A 19,994-nucleotide genomic window follows, 5' to 3' on the forward strand; every position below is an offset into this window, starting at 1 on the left:
TGGTTCTGGTCGTGGGGTGCGCCGGTACGTCCGGCGCCGGATCCCAGCCTGCGCGTCTTCGGCGGCGGCACTCGACGTGATTCGGCCTGGACCGAACAACGGCATTCCCGGAGGATCGTCTCGAACTGTGTCGTTCGGGGGGGCGGGCAGCCGTGGTCTACCGCATGCACTTCACGGTCGACGATCTGGCGCGGACACGGGTGCTGCCGTGCGCCCTGCCGCTGATGGAACTGGGGGCGGCCGTTCGCACCCTTCAACAGCGCGGTCACGCGGTGCGCTTCGATGCCTGGCGGCGTCGCGCCCTGGCCGGCCTGCGCCCGGAGGCCCGGATGGTTCTCGAACTGATCCGGGCCAACCGCTGGGCACCCGACTTCCTCACCCGTGCCGAGACAGGCTCTCCTGAGGAAGCGCTGGAGCGGGTACGGGCCACGCCGCGCGCACGGATCCGCAGTGACCTGGCGCATGTGGCAGCCGGCTGGCCCCTCCCGGCCTGGGCCAGGAACCTGGCCGACGACCGCGACTTGTTCCAGCAACTCTGCGACAGCCTGGAGCACACGTACACCGTGCTCCTGTCCCCCTACTGGCCACAGATCACCAGCAACGCCACGGCCGAAGGGGGAGTGAAGGCGCGGCAGGCGCTGGTCGGCGGCATGGAACACCTGCTCACCTCCGCGAACCCCCACTGCGTCCGCTGGAACGCGCCCGTACTGGAGGTCACGATGGCCAGTGGCCTCGACGGCGATCTGCTCCTCGAAGGCCGCGGCCTCCTGCTCGTCCCGTCCTACTTCGGACCGCGGTGGTCCGCTGTCTGCACCGCCGCCGCACCTCAGCCCGTGCTGACCTATCCCGCCCACAGCCCCGAGGGCGCGCGGCCTCTCCTCGCTCCGCCCCCGCACGCCGAGCACCCCGGAACAGGGTCGGCGGCACTGTCCGCCCTGCTGGGCCACACCCGTGCCGCCGTCCTCACCTCCATCGCGGAACACCCGGGGTGCTCCACCAAGGAGCTCGCCCTCCTGGCCGGAGTCGCGCCTCCCACCGCGAGCGAACACGCCACCACCCTGCGCTGTGCGGGACTGGTGCACACGGCCCGACAGCGCAACACGGCTCTCCACACGGTCACCGCGCTCGGCACCGCCCTGCTCAACTCCCTGTAGGGAGAACTCGGGCCCGGGACCGGCCCGGGCCCGGGACCGAGGACCGGTGGTGGAGGACCAGAGGGCGAGGTCCGGGGCGGAATGGCGGAATAGGGGGGCGGGGGAGATCGCTCCAAGCGTCGGACGTGCGTCGGCCAAGCGTCGTGCGTACGTCGGCAAACGACGTGATGACACGAGGAGACCCCCCGCATGTGGAACGGCGACGCACTCGACCTCGACGCCTATCTGGCGCACCTCGGGCACGAAGGGGACCGCTCGCCCTCCCTCGCGACGCTGCGCGCCCTGCACCGGGCGCATGTGCTCTCCGTGCGCTGGGAGAACGTCGAGGCGGTGCTGCGCAAGTACCGGCCGCTCGACCTGGAGTCCGTCCAGGCCAAGCTGATCGGCAGCCGTCGCGGCGGAACCTGTTTCGAGCACATCACCCTCTACGCGGCCGCCCTGGAACGCCTCGGCTTCCGGTTCGTCGTGGTGCAGGGGCGGGTGCAGATGGGCGAGACCAGGATCAGGCCCGAGACGCACGCCATGGTGATCGTGGAGCTCGACGGGAAGCGCTGGCTCAGTGATGTCGGGTTCGGGGCCAGCCCCCTTGAGCCCATCGAGCTGACCGACGCGACGGACGTGAGCGACGGCACCTGGGCGTACCGGCTGCGGCGGCAGGACGTCACGCCGGGCGCCGACGGCTGGGCGCTCTACCAGCCCGCGGGCAAGGGCCAGCCCGACAACTCCGGCGACGGCTGGCTGGTCAGACACACCTTCACGCTCCACCCGCAGTACCCCACCGACCTGCGCGTCACCAACCACTTCGGCGCCAGCAGCCGCCACTCCGCCTTCAGCGACCGCGTCTTCGTGCAGCGCCTGCACCCGGACCGGCTGCACCTCCTCGACAACCTGCGGCTGACCACGGTCACGCCGGGGCAGCCGGGCCCGCCGGAGAGCCGGGAGCTGGAGCCGCACGAGGTGCCCCAGGTGCTCGCCGAGGTCTTCGGGGTCGAGCTGCCGGCCGAGGACGTCGAGCTGTTGCTGCCCAAGCTGGTCTGAGGCGGTCGGCCTGTTCCCGGGATCTCAGTCCGGGAGTACGGCGAGGGTCAGGCCGCGCAGGCGGGACGGGGCCGAGACGACCTCGTACGACGTGATCCTGCCCGACCTCACCGTGAGGGTGAGGGCCAGGAGGAGGTGGCCGCGCGGGGCGACGACGATGCCGGGGGCGCCGTCGAGCAGGAGCACGGCCGCGTGCCGGGCGTTGCGGGTGAGCAGGACCGTCTCGCGGGCCACCGCGTCGGCGCCGTGGATCTCGGCGGCGGTGCCCGGCGGGAGCGCCGCCGGGTCGGCGCGGCGGACGACGTCCGGGGCGAGGACCGCCAGGAGGGCGTCGAGGTCGCCGCCGCGGGCCGCGGCGAGGAAGGCCTCGACGGCCCGCCGGTGCCCGGCCGGGTCCGACTCCGGGACGGCCGGGGTGCCGCGCACCTTGCCGCGGGCGCGGCTCGCCAGCTTCTTCGCGGCCGCCGGTGAGCGCTCCACGATGGCCGCGATCCGGTCGAACGGCACGGCGAAGGAGTCGTGCAGCACGAAGGCGACCCGCTCCGCCGGGCCCAGGGTGCCGAGGACCACGAGCAGGGCGCGGCCCACCGACTCGATCAGGAGCGCCTCCTCCTCGGGGGTGTGCGCGTCGGCGGCGGCGATGTGGTCGGGGACCGGGCCGCCGACGAAGTCCTCCCTGCGGGTCGCGCGGGTGCGGAGCAGGTCCAGGCAGACGCGGGAGACGACGGTCGTCAGCCAGGCAGGCAGGTTCTCCACCGGCTCGGTGCGCCCCGGGGCGTGGGCCGTGCGGCTCAGGCGCAGCCAGGTCTCCTGCACCGCGTCGTCCGCCTCGTGCAGCGAGCCGAGCATGCGGTACGCGATGCCCCGCAGCCGCCCGCGCTGTGCCTCGAAGCGGTCCGCCAGTGCGGCCGGCTCGTCCATCGGTCACCTTTCCACGTCGTGCTCCGTCACCTCCTTGACGTACCGGACCGCAGGGATGTGACAGGAGTTGAGTCGGCGTGAGTGCCATGGGTGACACAGATGACGTCAGGGGCGGCCTTCTGCATCTGGACTCCAGTGCCGATCGGCGCGGGGAGTCCGTGACGCGGACGCTGAGCGGGCTGTTCGCGCGGAGCTGGCGGGAGCGGCACGGGGACGCCGGGTACCGCTACCGGGACCTGGCCGCCGAGCCGGTGCCCCTGGTGGGGTCCGGCTATGTCGCGCTCGGGACGCGCGCGGAGCGGCAGGGCGCCGTACCGCTCGCGAAGGTGGCCGCGCTGGCCGAGGGCGCCGACGAGGAACGGGAGTGGGCGCTGACGCTGCCGCTGGTCGAGGAGGTGCGGGCGGCGGGGACCGTGCTGATCGGGGTCCCCATGTACAACTTCGGCGTGCCCGCGGCGCTGAAGGCGTGGATCGACCGGGTGTCGTTCCCGGGGGCGTACACCGACCCGGACAGCGGGCGGCCGCTGCTCGGCGGGACGCGGGTCGTGGTGGTCGCCGCGTGCGGCGGTGGCTACGGGCCGGGGACGCCCCGTGAGAGCTGCGACTTCCAGGTGCCCTACCTGCGGGCGTACTTCGCCACCCTCGGGGTGCCCGAGGAGGAGCTGCACGTCGTGCGGGCCGAGCTGACGCGGGCCGGGGACATCCCCGGGCTCGCCCCGTTCCAGGACCTCGCGGCGGACTCCCTCGCGGCGGCGCGGGGGGCGGTGGCCGAGCTCGCCGTACGCCCTTACGGCGGGCGCGCGGCCGCTCTCCACGTGTGAGAAATGTCGTGATCGATGCATTTGGGGCATATGGAGCAACCCTGGCAGCCCTGGCAGTCCCGGCAGGACCCTCGCCGCCGTCTGCGGCACGGCCCTGACGGCCGCGCTCGCCGGTGGCTGCGCCGAGCACGGCGGCCTGTACGTCGAGGGGCCCGCGCCGCGGCCCTCGCGGATCAGCGGGCCCGTGTACGTGGCCGACGCGCTCGGCCAGGTGCGGGCCGAGGCGTGCGGGGTGGGGGAGGTGGCGCGGCGGGCTGTCGCTGGGGATCGCCGTCGTGGTGGGGCGGGCGAAGGCGCTGGCGGCTTCGCTGCGGTTCGCCGACCCGGCGGAGGGCGGGGCTTTGGCGGAGCCGGACCTCGCGGGGGCCTTGCTCCGCCCCGGCCCTAGCGCAGGGGCTTGGCGAAGCAGCGGCTCAAGGGGGTGTCGCGGTAGTAGCCGAACTTGGGGCAGGGCTCGTAGGCGGTGGAGGTGTAGAGGGCTATGGCCTCGGGCTGCTTGGTGCCGGTTTCGAGGACCATGCGGGTGCGGCCCGCCTCGCGGGCGTCGGACTCCAGGGCCGCCAGGATGCGGCGGGCGAGGCCGAGACCCCGGGCCTCCGGGGTGACGTACATGCGCTTTATCTCGGCGTCCCCGTCGGAGTACCCCTCGCCGTTCCGGTCCATCGCCCGCCAGCCGCCCGTGGCCAGCGGGGTGCCCGCGTCGTCGTACGCGATCAGGTAGAGGCCGTACGGCGGCTTGAACATGGCCGCGTCCAGCGGGGTCGCGTCGCCCTCGTCGCCGTAGCGCTCGGCGTACTCGAGCTGGACGCGGTCGTTGAGCTTGACGGCGTCCGGGTGGTCGAAGGCGACGGGCTGTATGTTCATGCTCTCCATCGTACTTCTATGCAGGGCCGTGGGGGCGGCCGCGGGATTCCGGGCGGCTACCAGTGTGCCGGTATCGTGCCGGGATGCTCACAGTGACCAGCGTGAATGTGAACGGCCTGCGTGCCGCCGCCAAGAAGGGCTTCGTGGAGTGGCTCGCCGGGACCGGCGCGGACGTGCTGTGTCTGCAGGAGGTGCGGGCCGAGCCGCAGCAGTTGCCGGACGAGGTTCGGGACCCGGAAGGCTGGTACGTCACGCACGCCCCGGCCGCCGCCAAGGGCCGCGCGGGGGTGTCGCTGTACACGCGGCGCGAGCCGGAGCGGGTGCGGGTGGGCTTCGGGTCGCAGGAGTTCGACGGCAGCGGGCGGTACGTGGAGGCCGACCTGCCGGGCGTCACGGTCGCGAGCCTCTATCTGCCCTCGGGCGAGGTCGGCACCGAGCGGCAGGACGAGAAGGTCCGGTTCATGGCCGAGTTCCTCGTGTACCTGAAGGACCTCAGGGCGCGGGCCGCCGCCGACGGGCGCGAGGTCCTGGTCTGTGGCGACTGGAACATCGCCCACCAGGAGGCCGACCTCAAGAACTGGAAGGGCAACAAGAAGAACTCCGGGTTCCTGCCCGAGGAGCGGGCCTGGATGGGGGAGGTCTTCGAGGACTTCGGGGACGACGTGATGCGCGCGCTGCACCCGGACGTCGAGGGCCCCTACTCCTGGTGGTCCTACCGCGGCCGCGCCTTCGACAACGACACGGGCTGGCGCATCGACTACCACGTGGCGACCCCGGGCCTCGCGGGCCGCGCCGTCAAGGGGTACGTGGAGCGGGCCGCCACGCACGCCGAGCGCTGGTCGGACCACGCGCCGGTGACCGTCGTCTACGAGTAGGCCGCTCGGCGACCGGCGGGCGAAGTCGTGGCCAAAAGTCCGGCAGAGGGCTGTCCCGGCCGCCGCGTGGCGTGGCAGATTGCGGTCGCGCTCATCGTCCATGATGGGCGCGCCAACTGATCCTCACGCGGGGGTACTTCATGTCTGCTGGTCCTTCCGGAGGTCTTTCCAGACGCGGGCTGTTGACCGGTGCCGCGGGCGCGGTGGCGGGCGCGGGGCTCGCGGGGGCGCTGCCCGCGGGTGCGGCGTACGCGTCCGCCGAGTCGGCTCCGTACGCCACCGGCCCCGGCGTCCCCCCGGGCACCCCGCCCGTCCTCGTCACCGAGCAGGCGAGCAAGCGGCTCCTCGTGCTCGACCCGCGCCGCCGCGTCTGGGACCCGGCGGCCGAACCGGGCGTCGTGCGCTGGCAGTTCTCGCCGCTGGGCGACCCCCGCTACCGGGACCTCCAGCCGGAGGCCAGCTGGGTGTACCCGTGCGAGGCGAAGGTGCGGGTGCACCGCAAGCGGACCCTGGTGCTGACCACGGCGTCGTTCGGGTTCGTCGCCGCCGTCGAGTACCCGACGGGGCGGCGCTACTGGGGCGCGGCGCTCGGCCCCGGCGACGACCTGTTCAATCCGCACAGCGCGGAGATCCTGCCGGACGGCAACGTGGCGGTGGCGTGCAGCTCCGGCGCGCTCGTGCGCCTGTACGCCGCCTCGCTCGGCCCCGACGCGACGCGGTACGCCGAGGACCGCCTCAAGGGCGCGCACGCGCTGCACTGGGACCGCGCCCGGCGGGTGCTGTGGGCGCTCGGCGACGACGACCTGGTGGCGTACGAGGTCGGCGGCACCTCCGCGCGGCCCACGCTGACGCGGACGTCCGTGACCCCGCTGCCGGTCGCCGTGCCGGGGAAGACCGCGGGCGGGCACGACCTGTTCCCCGTCGCGGGGCGGCCGGGGCGGCTGTGGGTGACGACGAACGCGGCCGTGTTCCAGTACGACCGGCGCCACGGCACCTTCGTCCGCGACTACCCGGGGCACGAGCTGATCGACCGTGCGTCGGTGAAGGCCGTCGGCAACGACCCGCGCACCGGGCAGGTCCTCAGCACCGTGCCGGAGAAGGGCCTCGAAGAGACCTGGTGGACCACGAAGGTGGGGGTGCACCGGCCCACGGGGACGTACACGCTGGTCAACGGGGGGATCTACAAGGCGCGTTGGTGGCTGCCGCGCTGAGGCCGGGCGGGTGGACCCCGGGCGGGTGGACCCCGGGCGGGTGAGCCCCGGCCCGCTGCGCCCTCCGGCCGACCGGACCCCGGCCGGCTGACCCTTACCCCGCCGAGCCCCGCCCCTCGGCCCCCTCCGCCTCCTCGTCCGGCTTCTCGCCCGCGAGCCGCCGGTCGAGGGCCAGCGAAAGCTCCGCCTCCACCACGGCCTTGGCGACCGGCCGCAGCATCTCGACGCCGACGTCCGCGTCGTCGGGGGCGTGCGTGCGGACGACCGTCAGGAACAACTCGGCGAGCGCGTCGGTGTGTTCGCGCACGCGCTGGCCCGCCTCCAGGACCGCGGCGAGCGGGATGCCCTTGCGCACCAGGGTGGTCGAGGCGTCCAGGAGGCGGCGGCTGATGTGGACGATCTCGTCGCCGTCGGTGCCGAGATAGCCGAGGTCCAGGGCCGCCGACAGGTTCTCCGGGGTGACCTCGCCCGCGAAGCGGTCGGCCAGCTCCTCCGGGGTGAGGCGGACCGGGGTCTCCTCCGACGGGCCGTCCATGCCGAGGAGTTCGGCCACGTCGCGGCCCTGCTCGAAGGCCTCGGCCAGCTCCGCGATGCCGTTCAGGGTGTGGCCCCGCTCCAGGAGGGCGGCGATGGTGCGCAGGCGGGCCAGGTGGTGCTCGTCGTACCAGGCGATGCGGCCCTCGCGGCGCGGCGGCGGGATCAGCCCGCGCTCGCGGTAGAAGCGGACGGTGCGCACGGTGATACCGGCCTCCTTGGCCAGCTCCTCCATGCGGAACTCGCGTACGTCTGCCGCGTCTGCCGCGTCTCCCGTGTGATCTGCCACGTGGGCAGCCTATGCCGGGACGGCTTTGCCGCGCCGGTGTCGTACCGCCGGTAACTTTCCCCGTCCGACCCCTACCCATGAGTACGAGGCTGTTCTACGCTCCCCATTGCGCCAGTGCTTACTGGCAGAGTCACGCCTCTGGAGGTGTCGGCATGGCCGGGAGCGAACGTGTGGAGCACGTGCGGGTGGCGGTGATCGGGTCCGGGTTCGGCGGGATCGGCGCCGCCGTCCGGCTGCGCAGGGAGGGCGTCACCGACTTCGTCGTCCTGGAGCGGGCCGGTGCGGTCGGCGGCACCTGGCGGGACAACAGCTACCCGGGCTGCGCCTGCGACGTGCCGTCCCACCTGTACTCGTTCTCGTTCGCGCCGAACCCGGACTGGCCGCGCACCTTCTCCGGGCAGGAGCACATCTGGGACTACCTGGAGCGGGTCGCGGACACCTTCCGGCTGCGCCCGCACATCCGCCTCGACACCGAGGTCCTGAAGCTGGCCTGGGACGCCGACGAGCTGCGCTGGCTGATCGAGACGAGCACCGGCAGGCTCACCGCCGACGTCGTGGTCTCCGCCACCGGACCGCTCTCCGACCCCAAGACGCCCGACATCCCGGGCCTGGACACCTTCCCCGGCAAGGTCTTCCACTCCGCGCGCTGGGACCACGACTACGACCTGCGCGGCAAGCGCGTCGCCATGGTCGGCACCGGGGCCTCCGCGATCCAGATCGTGCCGGAGATCCAGCGCGACGTCCGGCGGCTCACGCTGTTCCAGCGCACCCCGCCGTGGGTCCTGCCGCGCGCCGACCGGGCCATCAGCGGCGTCGAGCGGTGGCTGCACCGGCAGTTGCCGTTCACCACGCAGGCGCGCCGGGGCATCCTGTGGGGCATCCGGGAGCTCCAGGTGCAGGCCTTCACCAAGCGGCCCGACGAGCTCGGCCTGATCGAGCGCATCGCCAAGCGGAACATGGAGCGGTCCGTCAAGGACCCGGCGCTGCGGGCCAAGCTGACGCCGACGTACCGCATCGGCTGCAAGCGGATCCTGCTGTCCAACGCCTACTATCCGGCGCTCGCCAAGCCGAACGTCGACGTCGTCGCGAGCGGCCTCGCCGAGGTGCGAGGATCCACCGTCGTGGCCGCCGACGGCACCGAGGCCGAGGTCGACGCGATCGTCTTCGGCACCGGCTTCCACGTCACGGACATGCCGATCGCCGAACGCGTCGTCGGCGCGGAAGGACAGACGCTGATGGAGTCCTGGAAGGACGGCATGAAGTCGCTGCGCGGCGCCACCGCCGCGGGCTTCCCGAACTTCTTCACCGTCATCGGCCCGAACACCGGCCTCGGCAACTCCTCGATGATCCTCATGATCGAGTCCCAGCTGAACTATCTCGCCGACTACATGCGGCAGTTGAACACCATCGGCGGCCGCACCGCGCTGTCCCCGCGCACCGCCGCCGTCGACGCCTGGAACCACCGCGTCCAGGAGCGCATGAAGCGCACCGTCTGGAACACCGGCGGCTGCACCAGCTGGTATCTGGACGACAACGGCGTCAACACCACCGTCTGGCCCGGTACGACGACGGAGTTCCGCACCGCCACCCGCCGCGTCGACCTGTCCGAGTACGAGGTCGTGCGCGCCCCCGCGGCCGACAACGGCCCCCGGCGCCGCAAGTCCGGCAGGGCGACCACGAAGGCGGGGGCCACCGCATGACCAGGCTCACCCACGTCCGCAGCGGGCCCTACGCGCCGCCCGTCCCCGCGCACGAGCTGACCGCCGTCTCCGCCGACGGGGCGCGCGTCCACGTCGAGGTGCACGGGCCCGAGCACGCGCCCGCGGTCGTCCTCGTGCACGGCTGGACCTGCTCCACCGCGTTCTGGGCGGCGCAGGTGCGGGCCCTCGCGGGCAGCTACCGCGTGATCGCCTACGACCAGCGCGGGCACGGGCGCACCGAGGCGCCCCTGGAGGCCGCCGGGTACGGCACCCGGGCCCTCGCCGACGACCTGGAGGCCGTGCTCGCCGCGACCCTCGCCCCCGGCGAACCCGCCGTGCTCGTCGGCCACTCCATGGGCGGCATGACGCTGATGGCGGCGGCCGGTCGGCCGGGGGTGCGCGACCACGCGGCCGCGGTGCTGCTGTGCAGCACGGGCAGCTCGCGGCTCGTCGCCGAGTCGACGGTCCTGCCGCTGCGCGCCGGGGGCCTGCGGACCCGGCTCACCCGTCGGCTGCTGGGCTCGCGGGCGCCCTTGGGGCCCGTGACGCCGCTCGCCCGACGGGTCCTCAAGTACGCCACGATGGGCCCCGGTTCGGCGCCCGAGCGGGTCGAGGCGTGCGCGCGGATCGTGCACGGGTGCCCGCGCGTGGTGCGCTACCGCTGGGCGCACGTCCTGGACGAGCTGCACCTGGACGCCGGGGTGGCCGCGCTGACGGCGCCCACGGCGGTCGTCACCGGGACCGCCGACCGGCTCACCCCCGTCGTGCAGGCCCGGCGGATCGCGGCCGCGCTGCCGCACTGCCTCGGCCTGACCGAGCTGACCGGCGTCGGGCACATGACGCCGGTGGAGGCGCCCGAAGCGGTGACGCGCGGGATCACGGAACTGGCCGAGGCATACGTCGTACGACAGCCGGTGCGGGAGTCCGCGCGGCAGCACGAGAGGGAGGGCGCGTGAGCAAGGTGAGCCTGGAAGGGCAGGTCGCGGTCGTCACGGGGGCCGCGCGCGGAGTCGGTGAACTCCTCGCCCGCAAACTGTCGGCGCGCGGCGCGCACGTGGCGCTCGTCGGGCTCGAACCCGACGAGCTGAAGCAGGTCGCCTCGCGGTTGCACGGCGAGGCCGAGTGCTGGCACGCCGACGTCACCGACCACGAGGCGATGGCGCGGGTCGCGCAGGAGGTCAAGGAGCGGTTCGGGAAGGTCGACATCGTCGTCGCCAACGCCGGGGTGGCGAGCGGGGGCCCCTTCCTCTCCTCCGACCCCGTCGCCTGGCGGCGGGTCATCGAGGTCAACCTCATCGGCAGCGCCGTGACCGCCCGGGCGTTCCTGCCCGTCCTCATGGAGAGCCGCGGGTACCTCCTCCAGATCGCCTCGCTCGCCGCGATGACGCCCGCGCCGATGATGACCGCGTACTGCGCGTCCAAGTCCGGAGTCGAGGCGTACGCCCACTCGCTGCGCGCCGAAGTCGCCTACAAGGGCGTGCGGGTGGGCGTCGGATATCTGTCCTGGACCGACACCGACATGGTGCGGGGCGCCGATCAGGACGACGTGATGCGGGAGTTGCGGTCGCGGCTGCCGTGGCCGTCCAACAAGACCTACCCCCTGGGTCCCGCGGTCGACCGGATCGTCGCCGGGATCGAGCGCCGGAGCGCCCACGTCTACGCGCAGTGGTGGCTGCGGGGCATGCAGGGCCTTCGGCCGTATCTGCCGGGGATCATCGCGGGTGTCGGCCAACGGGAGATGCGGAGGTTCGAGCCGAGGCTCGGGGAGGTCTCGACCGGTCTTGTCGGGGCCGGGGGCACCGCCGACGCGGAGGCTCGCCGGGGGCGGTAGCGCGGGAAACGGGGCCCGCCCGAAGTTCGGGTGAGCCCCGTTCCTGTTCCGCCCGGTGCGACGGCTACGCGTCGTAGTCCTGGTCGAACTTGTCCTGAGCCTCCTGCGCGGCGCGCTGGGCCTCGTCCGGGGTCTCCGGCCGGCCCCGCTCCTGGGCCTGCGAGGAGCGCTCGCTCGCCTCTTCCTTGGCGCTGCCCATGGCTTCCTGCGCCTTGTTGCGGAGGTCCTCGGCCTTGTCCTGGAACTGGTCCTTGATGCCCATGAAGTGTCACTCCCGTAGTGGGTGAGGGGATCGGGGCTCGACCAGACTCACATGACGGGACAGAGTGCGCATTTCGATCACTAACCCTCCGTGATCCGCCCCGCTCGGCGTCGCGCTACGCACCCCGCGGCGGCAGCTTCGGCCGCCGCCGGTCCGGCACGTCCGAGTAGCCCGGCGGCACCGCCGCCGGGCGCAGCGCCAGCAGGTCCAGAGCCACCCGCACCGCGTCGTCGAGCTGCGCGTGCCGCCCCTCCGCCCAGTCCAACGGCGTGCGCAGGACGGCGAGATCGGGCTCCACGCCGTGGTTCTCCACGGACCAGCCGTACCCGTCGAACCACGCCGCGTTCATCGGCACCGTGATGACCGTGCCGTCGCCGAGCGTGTGCCGCCCGGTCATCCCGACCACGCCGCCCCAGGTCCGCTGCCCCACCACGGGCCCGAGCCCGAGGAGCTTGAACACGGCCGTGATCATGTCGCCGTCGGACGAGGTCGCCTCGTCGGCGAGGGCGACGACCGGGCCCCGGGGCGCGTTGGAGGCGTACGACACCGGCTGGGCGTCCCGCGTGAGGTCCCAGCCGAGGATCTTGCGGGTCAGCTTCTCCACGACCAGCTCGCTGATGTGACCGCCCGCGTTGCCGCGCACGTCCACGAGCAGCGCGGGCAGCGACACCTCAAGGCGCAGGTCCCGGTTGAACTGCGCCCAGCCCGACCCGCCCATGTCGGGGATGTGCAGATAGCCGCACTGGCCGTCGCTCAACTCCCGTACGACCTCACGCCGTTTGGCCACCCAGTCCTGGTACCGCAGCGGCCGTTCGTTGACGAGCGGCACGATCGCGACCCGCCGTGAACGCCCCTCACCCGCCGCGGGCCGGAACGTCAGCTCCACGGTGGTGCCGCCCGCCGCCGCGAGCAGCGGGTAGGGCCCTGTCACCGGGTCGACGGGCCGCCCGTCGACGTGGGTGAGGACGGCGCCCTCGCGGATGCCCGCGCCGGCCAGCGGCGAGCGCGCCTTGGAGTCGGAGGACTCGCCCGGCAGGATCCGCTTGACCACCCAGCCGTCGTCCCTGCGCACCAGGTTGGCGCCGAGCAGCCCCATCGCCCGCTGGTAGTGCGGCGGTCCCTCGTTGCGCCGGGCGGCGCTGACGTACGCGTGCGAGGTGCCGAGTTCGCCGAGGACCTCCCGGAGCAGGTCGGCGAACTCGTCGGGGGACGCGACGCGTTCCACGAGGGGGCGGTACTGGTCGAGGACGGCGTCCCAGTCGATGCCGCACATCCCCGGCTCCCAGAACAGGGCGCGGATGAGGCGGCCCGCCTCGTCGAAGGACTGCCGCCACTCCGCGGCCGGGTCGACGTCGTGCAGGATGCGGCGCAGGTCGAGCCAGACGGTGCTGTCGCTGTCGCCGGACTCGGTGGACGGCACGGCCCGCAGGTCGCCCTCGTCCACCACGACGAGCCGCGAGCCGTCCCCGCTGGTCGCGAACCAGTCGAGGTGGTCGACGAGTTCGGACTTCTTGGCCTTGGTGATGTTGAAGTACTCAAGGGTCGGACGGCCCGAGGTGTCGGCGGGGTTGGCGAAGGTCTCGCCGAGCGCGCCCGAGATCGGCCACCGCAGCCACACCAGGCCGCCGCCGCTCACCGGGCACAGCGCCGAGTACTTCGACGCCGCCACCGGGAACGGCGTCACCCTGCTCGCCAGGCCCTCCGCCTCCACGGTCACCGTCCCGTCGCCGGAGCCGTCGTCGCCCGCGCTGTCCGTGCCGCTGCCGGACGGGTCGAGCCCGCCCGCCGCGGGCCGCCCGTCGGGCAGCAGCGCGAACGGCGAGGGGGTCGCGGACGACAGCGGTACGAGGTAGGGGCGGCAGCCGAGCGGGAAGGACAGGTCGCCGGTGTGCACGTCGTAGACGGGGTCGAAGCCGCGCCAGGAGAGGAAGGCGAGATAGCGGCCGTCCCGGGTGAACACCGGGTTCTCGTCCTCGAAGCGGCCGTTGGTGACGTCGATGACCGTACGGGCGCCGGGCCCGGCGATCCGGGCCAGCTTGATCTTCCGCAGGGAGCGGCCGATGCCGGGGTGCGACCAGGTGAGCCAGGCCCCGTCCGGCGAGAACGCGAGGTCGCGGACGGGGCCGTTGAGGGACCGGATCAGCTCCGTCACCTCGCCGTCCGGGTTCTCGCCGTCCGAGTCCTCGGGGGCATCGGGGGCCGCGTCGGCAGTGGAGTCGGCGGACGTGTCGGTGGCCGCCGCGTCGTCGGGCACGGTGACCAGGAGCAGCCGCCCGTCGTGCGAGGCGACGGCGAGCCGTTCCCCGTCCGGGTCGGACACCAGCTCCTGCACCCGCCCGAGCCGCCCGGCCGCCAGCCTGCGCGGTTCCCGGGCGCCGCTGGCCCGGGGCAGATAGGCGATCTCGATGGCGTCCTCGCCCTCGGCGTCGGTGACGTACGCGACCTGTCCGCCCGTGCCAAGCATCTCCGGCAGCCGCACCCGTACGCCGGGGGTGTCGGCGATGGTGCGGGCGGGGCCGTCGCGGTGGGTCAGCCAGTACAGGCTGCCGCGTACGACGACGGCGCTCGCGCGGCCCGTGGTGTCCACGGAGAGCGCGTCGACGTGCTGCGCGGCGGGCACCTGGTACGTCCGCCGCCCGGCGCGCGGGCCGCCGATCTCGACCTCGACCCGGCGCGGCTCGGAGTCCGCGGCCAGGTCGTCCACCAGCCAGATCTCGCCCGCGCACTGGTAGACGACGCGGGTGCCGTCGCTGGCGGCGTGCCGGGCGTAGAAGGCGTCGTGGTCGGTGTGGCGGCGCAGGTCGGTGCCGTCGGGGCGGCAGGAGTACAGGTTTCCCACGCCCTCGTGGTCGGAGAGGAACGCGACGCGCCCGGACACGAACATCGGCGCGTCCAGATGCCCCCCGAGGTCGGCGAGCAGCCGCTCGCCGTGCAGCCACAGGCGGCCCGTCGCGCCGCCCCGGTAGCGCTTCCAGGCGGCGGGCTCGTGCGGCGGCTTGCCGGTCAGGAGCAGCGTGCGGCGCTCGCCGTCGCCGTCGCCGTCGAGCACGGCGATGTCGTGGACCGGGCCCCAGGGCAGCTTGCCGCCGGGGGAGCCGTCGGTGGGCACGCTGTAGGCCCAGCAGAAGTAGGAGAAGGGCTGGCCGTGCGAGGAGACGGCGAGGATGTCGCCGTCGGGCGTCCAGCCGCAGACGCGGGTGTCGGTGGAGCCCCAGTAGGTCAGGCGCCGCGCGGGGCCGCCCGCCACCGGCGCCAGATGGATCTCGGGGTCCAGGCTGCGCCAGCTCGTGTACGCGATGTGACTGCCGTCGGGGCTGAAGCGGGGGTGGCCCAGCTTGGTGCGGTCGGCCGTGATGCGCCACGCGCGGCCCGGCGGGGCGCCCTCCGCCGTGAGCGGGGCCACCCAGAGGTCGTCCTCGGCGACGAAGCAGAGTCGGTCGCCGCTGACGTGGGGGAAGCGGAGGTACGCCTGAGTCACCTCCCCATGCTTTGCCGTGCCGTCGGCTGCGGCAACTTATGGGGCTTCGCCCCTTTCCCCCCTGTTGGCGCTTCGCGCCTCGTCCTCAAACGCCGGACGGGCTGAGATTTGCCGCTCGGGGCTCGCTCTCGGGTGCGGACCGGTTGGGGATGTGTGGTCCAGGACACGTACGAAACCGTTTCGTTTCGTTAGTTGGTCCCGTAGAGTACTCGGCGTAGCAGTGGAATCGGGAAGGAGTCGGCCCATGACCGAAGTGGCAGCGTCGCCGCGGCGGAGCCGGATCACGCCCGAGCGGGAGGCGGAGCTTTACGAGGCCGTCCTCGATCTGCTGCGCGAGGTCGGGTACGACGGGCTGACGATGGACGCCATCGCCACCCGCACCCGGTCCAGCAAGGCCACGCTCTACCGCCAGTGGGGCGGCAAGGCCGAGCTGGTCGCGCGGGCGCTGAAGCACAACAAGCCCGCGTCCATGGCGGACATCGACACGGGGTCCCTGCGCGGGGACTTCATGCAGATGGTCACCCTCCAGGACGACTGCAAGATGGAGCAGGACCAGGCGCTGATGCGGGGCCTGTTCCACGCCATCCACGGCAATCCCGAACTGCACCAGGCGATGCGGCAGTTGCTGATCGAGCCGGAGATCACCGGCCTGAACGAACTGCTGCGCCGCGCCGTCGCCCGGGGCGAACTCGACGCCGACAACCCGGCGCTCGAGTACGTCATCCACATGCTGGTCGGCGGCTTCGTCGCCCGGGACCTGGTCGAGGAACGCCCCGCCGACCAGGAGTTCCTCCGCAGTTACATCAACGCGGTGATCCTGCCCGCCCTCGGCGTCTGACGCCCGGCCGGGCGGGGGCTCCCCGCAGTCGCACCCGCGGCCACACCACCTGACGCGACCTCCCCCCTCGCCTTTCGGGCATGGGCGGTACCCCCTTCGCCGTCGGGCCGATCACTCGCGCCCCCGGGCCGATCCCCCCTGCCCAGAAGCCATCAGCCACCGACCTGACCGGGAGTACTCCCCGTGGCCACCTTCCTGTACAAACTAGGCCGACTCGCCTTCCGGCGACGGCACTTCGTCGCCCTGATCTGGGTCGCGCTGCTGACCCTCGCCGGTGTCGGCGCGGCGTCCGCGCCCACCGCGGCCTCCAGCTCGTTCTCGATCCCCGGCACGGAGGCGCAGAAGGCCTTCGACCTGCTCGACGAGCGCGCCCCCGAGGCCAGCGCCGACGGCGCGAGCGCCCGCGTCGTGTTCAAGGCGCCGGACGGCCAGAAGGTGACCGACCCGGCCAACAAGGCCGAGATCAGCAAGACGGTCTCCTCCCTCAAGTCCGGCTCGGACCAGGTAGCTTCGGCCGCCGACCCGTTCGCCGCCAAGGCCGTCTCCAAGGACGGCACGACGGCGTACGCCTCCGTGACGTACAAGGTCACCTCCATGGAGCTGACCGACGACAGCCGGGACGCCCTGGAGAAGACCACCGACGAGGCGCGCGACGGCGGCATGACCGTCGAGGTCGGCGGTGACGCGCTGCAGGCCATGCCGCACACCGGCGCCACCGAGATCATCGGCATCGCGGTCGCGGCCGTGGTCCTCGTCATCACCTTCGGCTCGCTGGTCTCGGCGGGGCTTCCGCTGCTCACCGCGCTGATCGGCGTCGGCATCGGCGTCTCCTCGATCGCCGCCCTCGCCAGCGCCCTCGACCTGGGCACGACCACGTCGACGCTCGCGATGATGATCGGCCTCGCCGTCGGCATCGACTACGCGCTGTTCATCGTCTCGCGCTACCGCGCCGAACTCGCCGAGGGCCGCGAGCGCGAGGACGCCGCGGGCCGCGCCGTCGGCACGGCCGGGTCGGCCGTCGTCTTCGCCGGTCTGACCGTCGTCATCGCGCTCGTCGGGCTCGCGGTGGTCAACATCCCGATGCTCACCAAGATGGGCTTCGCGGCGGCGGGCACGGTGGCCATCGCCGTACTGATCGCGCTGACGATGATCCCGGCGCTGCTCGGGTACGCGGGCCGGAAGGTCAAGCCGACGGGGGAGAAGGGCAGGCTGTTCGGCGGGCGCAAGAAGGCCGCGGCGGACGCCGAGGGCGACACCCCGGCCAAGGGCACCGCCCCCGCCAAGGAGAACCTCGGCACCCGCTGGGCCCGCTTCGTCGTCCGGCGCCCCGTCGCCGTCCTGCTGCTCGGCGTGCTCGGCCTCGGCGCCGCCGCCCTGCCCGTCTCGCAGCTCGAACTCGGCCTGCCCGACGACGGCGCGCAGCCCACGTCCACGACCCAGCGCAAGGCCTACGACCTGATCGCGGACGGCTTCGGGCCCGGCTTCAACGGTCCGCTGATGGTGGTCACCGACCTCAAGGGCGTCGACGACGCCAAGGGCGAGGCCGCCGCAGTACAGAAGAAGATCTCGGGCCTCGACGACGTGCTCACGGTCAGCCCGCCCCGGTTCGACAAGGCCGGCGACACCGCGATGATCAGCGTCGTGCCGTCGTCCAAGCCCAGCGGCACCGAGACCGAGGACTTGGTGCACGCGATCCGCGGCGAGGCGAAGGACGTCAGGGCCGACAGTGGCGCCGAGGTCATGGTCACCGGCACCACGGCCATGAACATCGACGTCTCGCAGAAGCTCAACGACGCCCTGCTGCCGTACCTCGCGCTGGTCGTGGGCCTCGCGTTCCTGCTCCTGATCGTCGTCTTCCGCTCGGTCCTGGTCCCGCTCAAGGCGGCCCTCGGCTTCCTGCTCTCGGTGCTCGCCGCGCTCGGCGCCGTGGTCGCGGTGTTCCAGTGGGGCTGGCTCGGCTCGCTGTTCGGCGTCGAGCAGACCGGCCCGATCATGAGCATGATGCCGATCTTCATGGTGGGCGTGGTCTTCGGTCTCGCGATGGACTACGAGGTGTTCCTCGTGACCCGGATGCGGGAGGCGTACGTCCACGGCGAGAGCCCGCACGAGGCGATCGTCACCGGCTTCAAGCACGGGGCGCGGGTCGTCTCGGCGGCGGCGGTCATCATGATCGCGGTGTTCGCCGGGTTCATCGGCTCCAGCGAGCAGATGGTCAAGATGATCGGCTTCGGCCTCGCCATCGCCGTCTTCTTCGACGCGTTCATCGTGCGCATGGCGCTGGTCCCGGCCGTCCTCGCGCTGCTCGGCCGCAAGGCCTGGTGGCTGCCGAAGTGGCTGGACCGCTCGCTGCCGAACGTGGACGTCGAGGGCGAGGGCCTGCGCACCCCCGCCGACCAGGGCGACCCCGACGAGAAGCGGGATCTGGTGGGCGTCTGAGTCAGTGGGGCACGGGGGCGGCCGCGTACGTACGGCGCAGGAAGCGGATCAGCGCCGAGGCGTCGAACTGCACGACCGCCACCCCCTGCGCCGAGTGGAACTCCAGGACCGTCTGGACCCGCCCGCACGGCCAGATGCTCACGTCGCCGCTCTCCGCCGGGGCCCGCAGGCCCTGTTCGAGCAGCTCGCGGCTGAAGGTCCAGTCGTGGGACCCAGGGAGGTCGACCCGCACCGAGCGCGGGTCGGCCTCCGGGTCGTAGCGCAGCGCGACGGGGACGACGACGTGCTCGTCGGGGGAGTCGGTGACCAGGTGGGCCCGGGTGTACTGCTCGACTGCGGACATGCTGACTCCTCGTAGTCGTTCCGGCCCACGGAAAGCGGCTCTCTCCCCAATGTCCCATATGTACGTATATGTCACATGGGGTGAAGGGGGAGTGAAGGCGGCCCGGGACGGTCCCGGTCCGCCCCCAATCGTTGCGAGGCCGCTCTTGCAAGCGATTCGCAACAACGCCCATCATTGAAAGGTTCACGAGCGACCCGCTCGGAGCGATCCGCTCTCGTCATGAGTGCCTCCCCACGCTCATGACATGCGCCTTTCCAGGAGCACGCGCATGCATGTCCCCGATGGCTTCATCAATGCTCCCGTCTCCGCCGTCGCCGGAGTCGCCGCCGTGGGCGCGGTGGCCGTCAGCCTGCGGGGCGCGCGCAGAGAACTCGACGAACGGACGGCGCCGCTGGCCGGGCTCGTCGCGGCGTTCATCTTCGCCGTGCAGATGCTGAACTTCCCGGTCGCCGCCGGTACCAGCGGCCATCTCCTCGGCGGCGCGCTCGCGGCGATACTCGTCGGCCCCTACACCGGGGTCCTGTGCGTCTCCGTCGTCCTGCTCATGCAGGGCCTGCTCTTCGCCGACGGCGGCCTGACCGCGCTCGGCGTGAACATCTGCGTCATGGCCGTCGTGACGACCGTCGTGGCGTACGCGATCTTCCGCGGCCTGGCGAAGGTCCTGCCGCGCGGCCGCCGCTCGGTGACCGCCGCCGCGTTCACGGCCGCGCTCGTGTCGGTCCCGGCCGCGGCCGCCGCCTTCACCCTCATCTACGCCGTCGGCGGCACCACGGACGTGCCCCTCGGCAAGGTCGCCACGGCCATGGTCGGCGTCCACGTCCTCATCGGCATCGGCGAGGCCGCCATCACGGCGCTCACCGTCGGCGCGGTCATCGCGGTGCGGCCGGACCTGGTGCACGGGGCGCGCGGCCTCACCGCGCCGCTGAAGCTGCGCGTGGGCGGCGAGCTGGTCGACGCGCCGGCCGCGCCCGCCGCCACCCCGGCCCCCGCCCCCGCCGCCACCGGCTTCCGCTCGCACCGCAAGCTGTGGGCAGCGGGCCTGGTCGCCTCCCTGGTCCTCGCGGGCTTCGTCTCCTTCTACGCCTCCACGAACCCCGACGGCCTGGAGAAGGTCGCCCACGACAAGGGCTTCGACAAGGGCGAGAAGGAACACGACGCCGCCGACTCGCCCCTCGCGGACTACGGCGTGAAGGACATCACCAACACCCGCCTGTCCGGCGGCCTCGCGGGCGTCATCGGCGTCGGCGTGACGGTGGTCGCGGGCAGCGGGGTGTTCTGGGCGGTACGACGGCGGCGCGAAGCGGACGGCGGCCCGGCGTCGACGACCACGGACGGCGTCACCACGGCGGCGGCCACCCCTGCGGCCGCCCCCGCCGCCAAGCCCGCGGAGAACGCCTGA

At 72.9% G+C, this 19,994-nt stretch carries 17 protein-coding genes; 11 read left to right on the forward strand and 6 right to left on the reverse strand.

The annotated features are described in order from the left end of the window. Window positions 1-152: 152 nt before the first annotated feature. Entirely contained in the window at window positions 153-1,154 is a 1,002-nt protein-coding gene (locus ACZ6BG_RS24190) for a winged helix-turn-helix domain-containing protein (protein ID WP_469004813.1), read from the forward strand. Window positions 1,155-1,343: 189 nt separating this feature from the next. Then, entirely contained in the window at window positions 1,344-2,192 is an 849-nt protein-coding gene (locus ACZ6BG_RS24195; RefSeq protein WP_469004817.1) for an arylamine N-acetyltransferase family protein, read from the forward strand. A gap of 24 nt (window positions 2,193-2,216) precedes the next feature. Here ACZ6BG_RS24195 and ACZ6BG_RS24200 read toward each other — a convergent pair whose 3' ends face one another. Continuing rightward, complete coding sequence (locus tag ACZ6BG_RS24200; protein WP_469004819.1) at window positions 2,217-3,113, reverse strand: sigma-70 family RNA polymerase sigma factor; 897 nt, start codon at window positions 3,111-3,113, stop codon at window positions 2,217-2,219. 86 nt (window positions 3,114-3,199) lie between these two features. On the opposite strand from ACZ6BG_RS24200, the gene ACZ6BG_RS24205 reads away from it, so the two are divergent. Further along, window positions 3,200-3,934, forward strand: coding sequence for an FMN-dependent NADH-azoreductase (locus tag ACZ6BG_RS24205; RefSeq protein WP_469004821.1), 735 nt, complete (start codon window positions 3,200-3,202; stop codon window positions 3,932-3,934). Window positions 3,935-4,318: 384 nt separating this feature from the next. Here ACZ6BG_RS24205 and ACZ6BG_RS24210 read toward each other — a convergent pair whose 3' ends face one another. After that, entirely contained in the window at window positions 4,319-4,798 is a 480-nt protein-coding gene (locus ACZ6BG_RS24210) for a GNAT family N-acetyltransferase (protein ID WP_469004823.1), read from the reverse strand. Between the two features lie 83 nt (window positions 4,799-4,881). On the opposite strand from ACZ6BG_RS24210, the gene ACZ6BG_RS24215 reads away from it, so the two are divergent. Next, window positions 4,882-5,673 carry an exodeoxyribonuclease III gene (locus ACZ6BG_RS24215; protein WP_469004825.1) on the forward strand — a complete coding sequence of 264 codons (792 nt, stop codon included), beginning with the start codon at window positions 4,882-4,884 and terminating at the stop codon, window positions 5,671-5,673. A 182-nt stretch (window positions 5,674-5,855) separates the two neighbouring features. After that, on the forward strand, window positions 5,856-6,884 hold the full coding sequence (locus ACZ6BG_RS24220; protein ID WP_469004827.1) for a DUF6528 family protein: 1,029 nt from the start codon (window positions 5,856-5,858) through the stop codon (window positions 6,882-6,884). 94 nt (window positions 6,885-6,978) lie between these two features. On the opposite strand, the gene ACZ6BG_RS24225 is transcribed toward ACZ6BG_RS24220, so the two are convergent. Then, window positions 6,979-7,653 (reverse strand): MerR family transcriptional regulator, encoded by a 675-nt coding sequence (locus tag ACZ6BG_RS24225; protein WP_469005263.1) that lies wholly within the window; start codon window positions 7,651-7,653, stop codon window positions 6,979-6,981. A 206-nt stretch (window positions 7,654-7,859) separates the two neighbouring features. On the opposite strand from ACZ6BG_RS24225, the gene ACZ6BG_RS24230 reads away from it, so the two are divergent. The 3 genes from ACZ6BG_RS24230 to ACZ6BG_RS24240 are packed head-to-tail and all read left to right on the forward strand — an operon-like array spanning window position 7,860 to window position 11,238. Further along, window positions 7,860-9,407: a flavin-containing monooxygenase gene (locus tag ACZ6BG_RS24230; protein ID WP_469004830.1), complete on the forward strand. Its 1,548-nt coding sequence runs from the start codon at window positions 7,860-7,862 to the stop codon at window positions 9,405-9,407. Continuing rightward, complete coding sequence (locus tag ACZ6BG_RS24235; RefSeq protein WP_469004832.1) at window positions 9,404-10,363, forward strand: alpha/beta fold hydrolase; 960 nt, start codon at window positions 9,404-9,406, stop codon at window positions 10,361-10,363. Before ACZ6BG_RS24230 ends, ACZ6BG_RS24235 begins: the two co-directional genes overlap by 4 nt. Then, window positions 10,360-11,238 (forward strand): SDR family oxidoreductase, encoded by an 879-nt coding sequence (locus tag ACZ6BG_RS24240; RefSeq protein WP_469004834.1) that lies wholly within the window; start codon window positions 10,360-10,362, stop codon window positions 11,236-11,238. Before ACZ6BG_RS24235 ends, ACZ6BG_RS24240 begins: the two co-directional genes overlap by 4 nt. 64 nt (window positions 11,239-11,302) lie before the next feature. Here ACZ6BG_RS24240 and ACZ6BG_RS24245 read toward each other — a convergent pair whose 3' ends face one another. Continuing rightward, complete coding sequence (locus tag ACZ6BG_RS24245; protein ID WP_469004836.1) at window positions 11,303-11,500, reverse strand: hypothetical protein; 198 nt, start codon at window positions 11,498-11,500, stop codon at window positions 11,303-11,305. A 115-nt stretch (window positions 11,501-11,615) separates the two neighbouring features. Beyond that, window positions 11,616-14,978 carry a S41 family peptidase gene (locus ACZ6BG_RS24250; RefSeq protein ID WP_469004838.1) on the reverse strand — a complete coding sequence of 1,121 codons (3,363 nt, stop codon included), beginning with the start codon at window positions 14,976-14,978 and terminating at the stop codon, window positions 11,616-11,618. A 244-nt stretch (window positions 14,979-15,222) separates the two neighbouring features. On the opposite strand from ACZ6BG_RS24250, the gene ACZ6BG_RS24255 reads away from it, so the two are divergent. Then, window positions 15,223-15,816 (forward strand): TetR/AcrR family transcriptional regulator, encoded by a 594-nt coding sequence (locus tag ACZ6BG_RS24255; protein WP_469004840.1) that lies wholly within the window; start codon window positions 15,223-15,225, stop codon window positions 15,814-15,816. Between the two features lie 183 nt (window positions 15,817-15,999). Beyond that, window positions 16,000-18,252 carry an MMPL family transporter gene (locus ACZ6BG_RS24260; protein WP_469004842.1) on the forward strand — a complete coding sequence of 751 codons (2,253 nt, stop codon included), beginning with the start codon at window positions 16,000-16,002 and terminating at the stop codon, window positions 18,250-18,252. 1 nt (window position 18,253) lies between these two features. Here the strand turns inward: ACZ6BG_RS24260 and ACZ6BG_RS24265 are convergent, their stop codons facing one another. Further along, a complete protein-coding gene (locus ACZ6BG_RS24265) occupies window positions 18,254-18,595 on the reverse strand; it encodes an SsgA family sporulation/cell division regulator (RefSeq protein WP_469004845.1) in 342 nt (113 codons plus the stop codon). 268 nt (window positions 18,596-18,863) lie between these two features. Between ACZ6BG_RS24265 and ACZ6BG_RS24270 the strand changes: the two genes are divergently transcribed. Then, window positions 18,864-19,994 carry an energy-coupling factor ABC transporter permease gene (locus tag ACZ6BG_RS24270; protein WP_469004847.1) on the forward strand — a complete coding sequence of 377 codons (1,131 nt, stop codon included), beginning with the start codon at window positions 18,864-18,866 and terminating at the stop codon, window positions 19,992-19,994.

It is taken from the genome of Streptomyces sp. NPDC041205 (genome assembly GCF_055591765.1).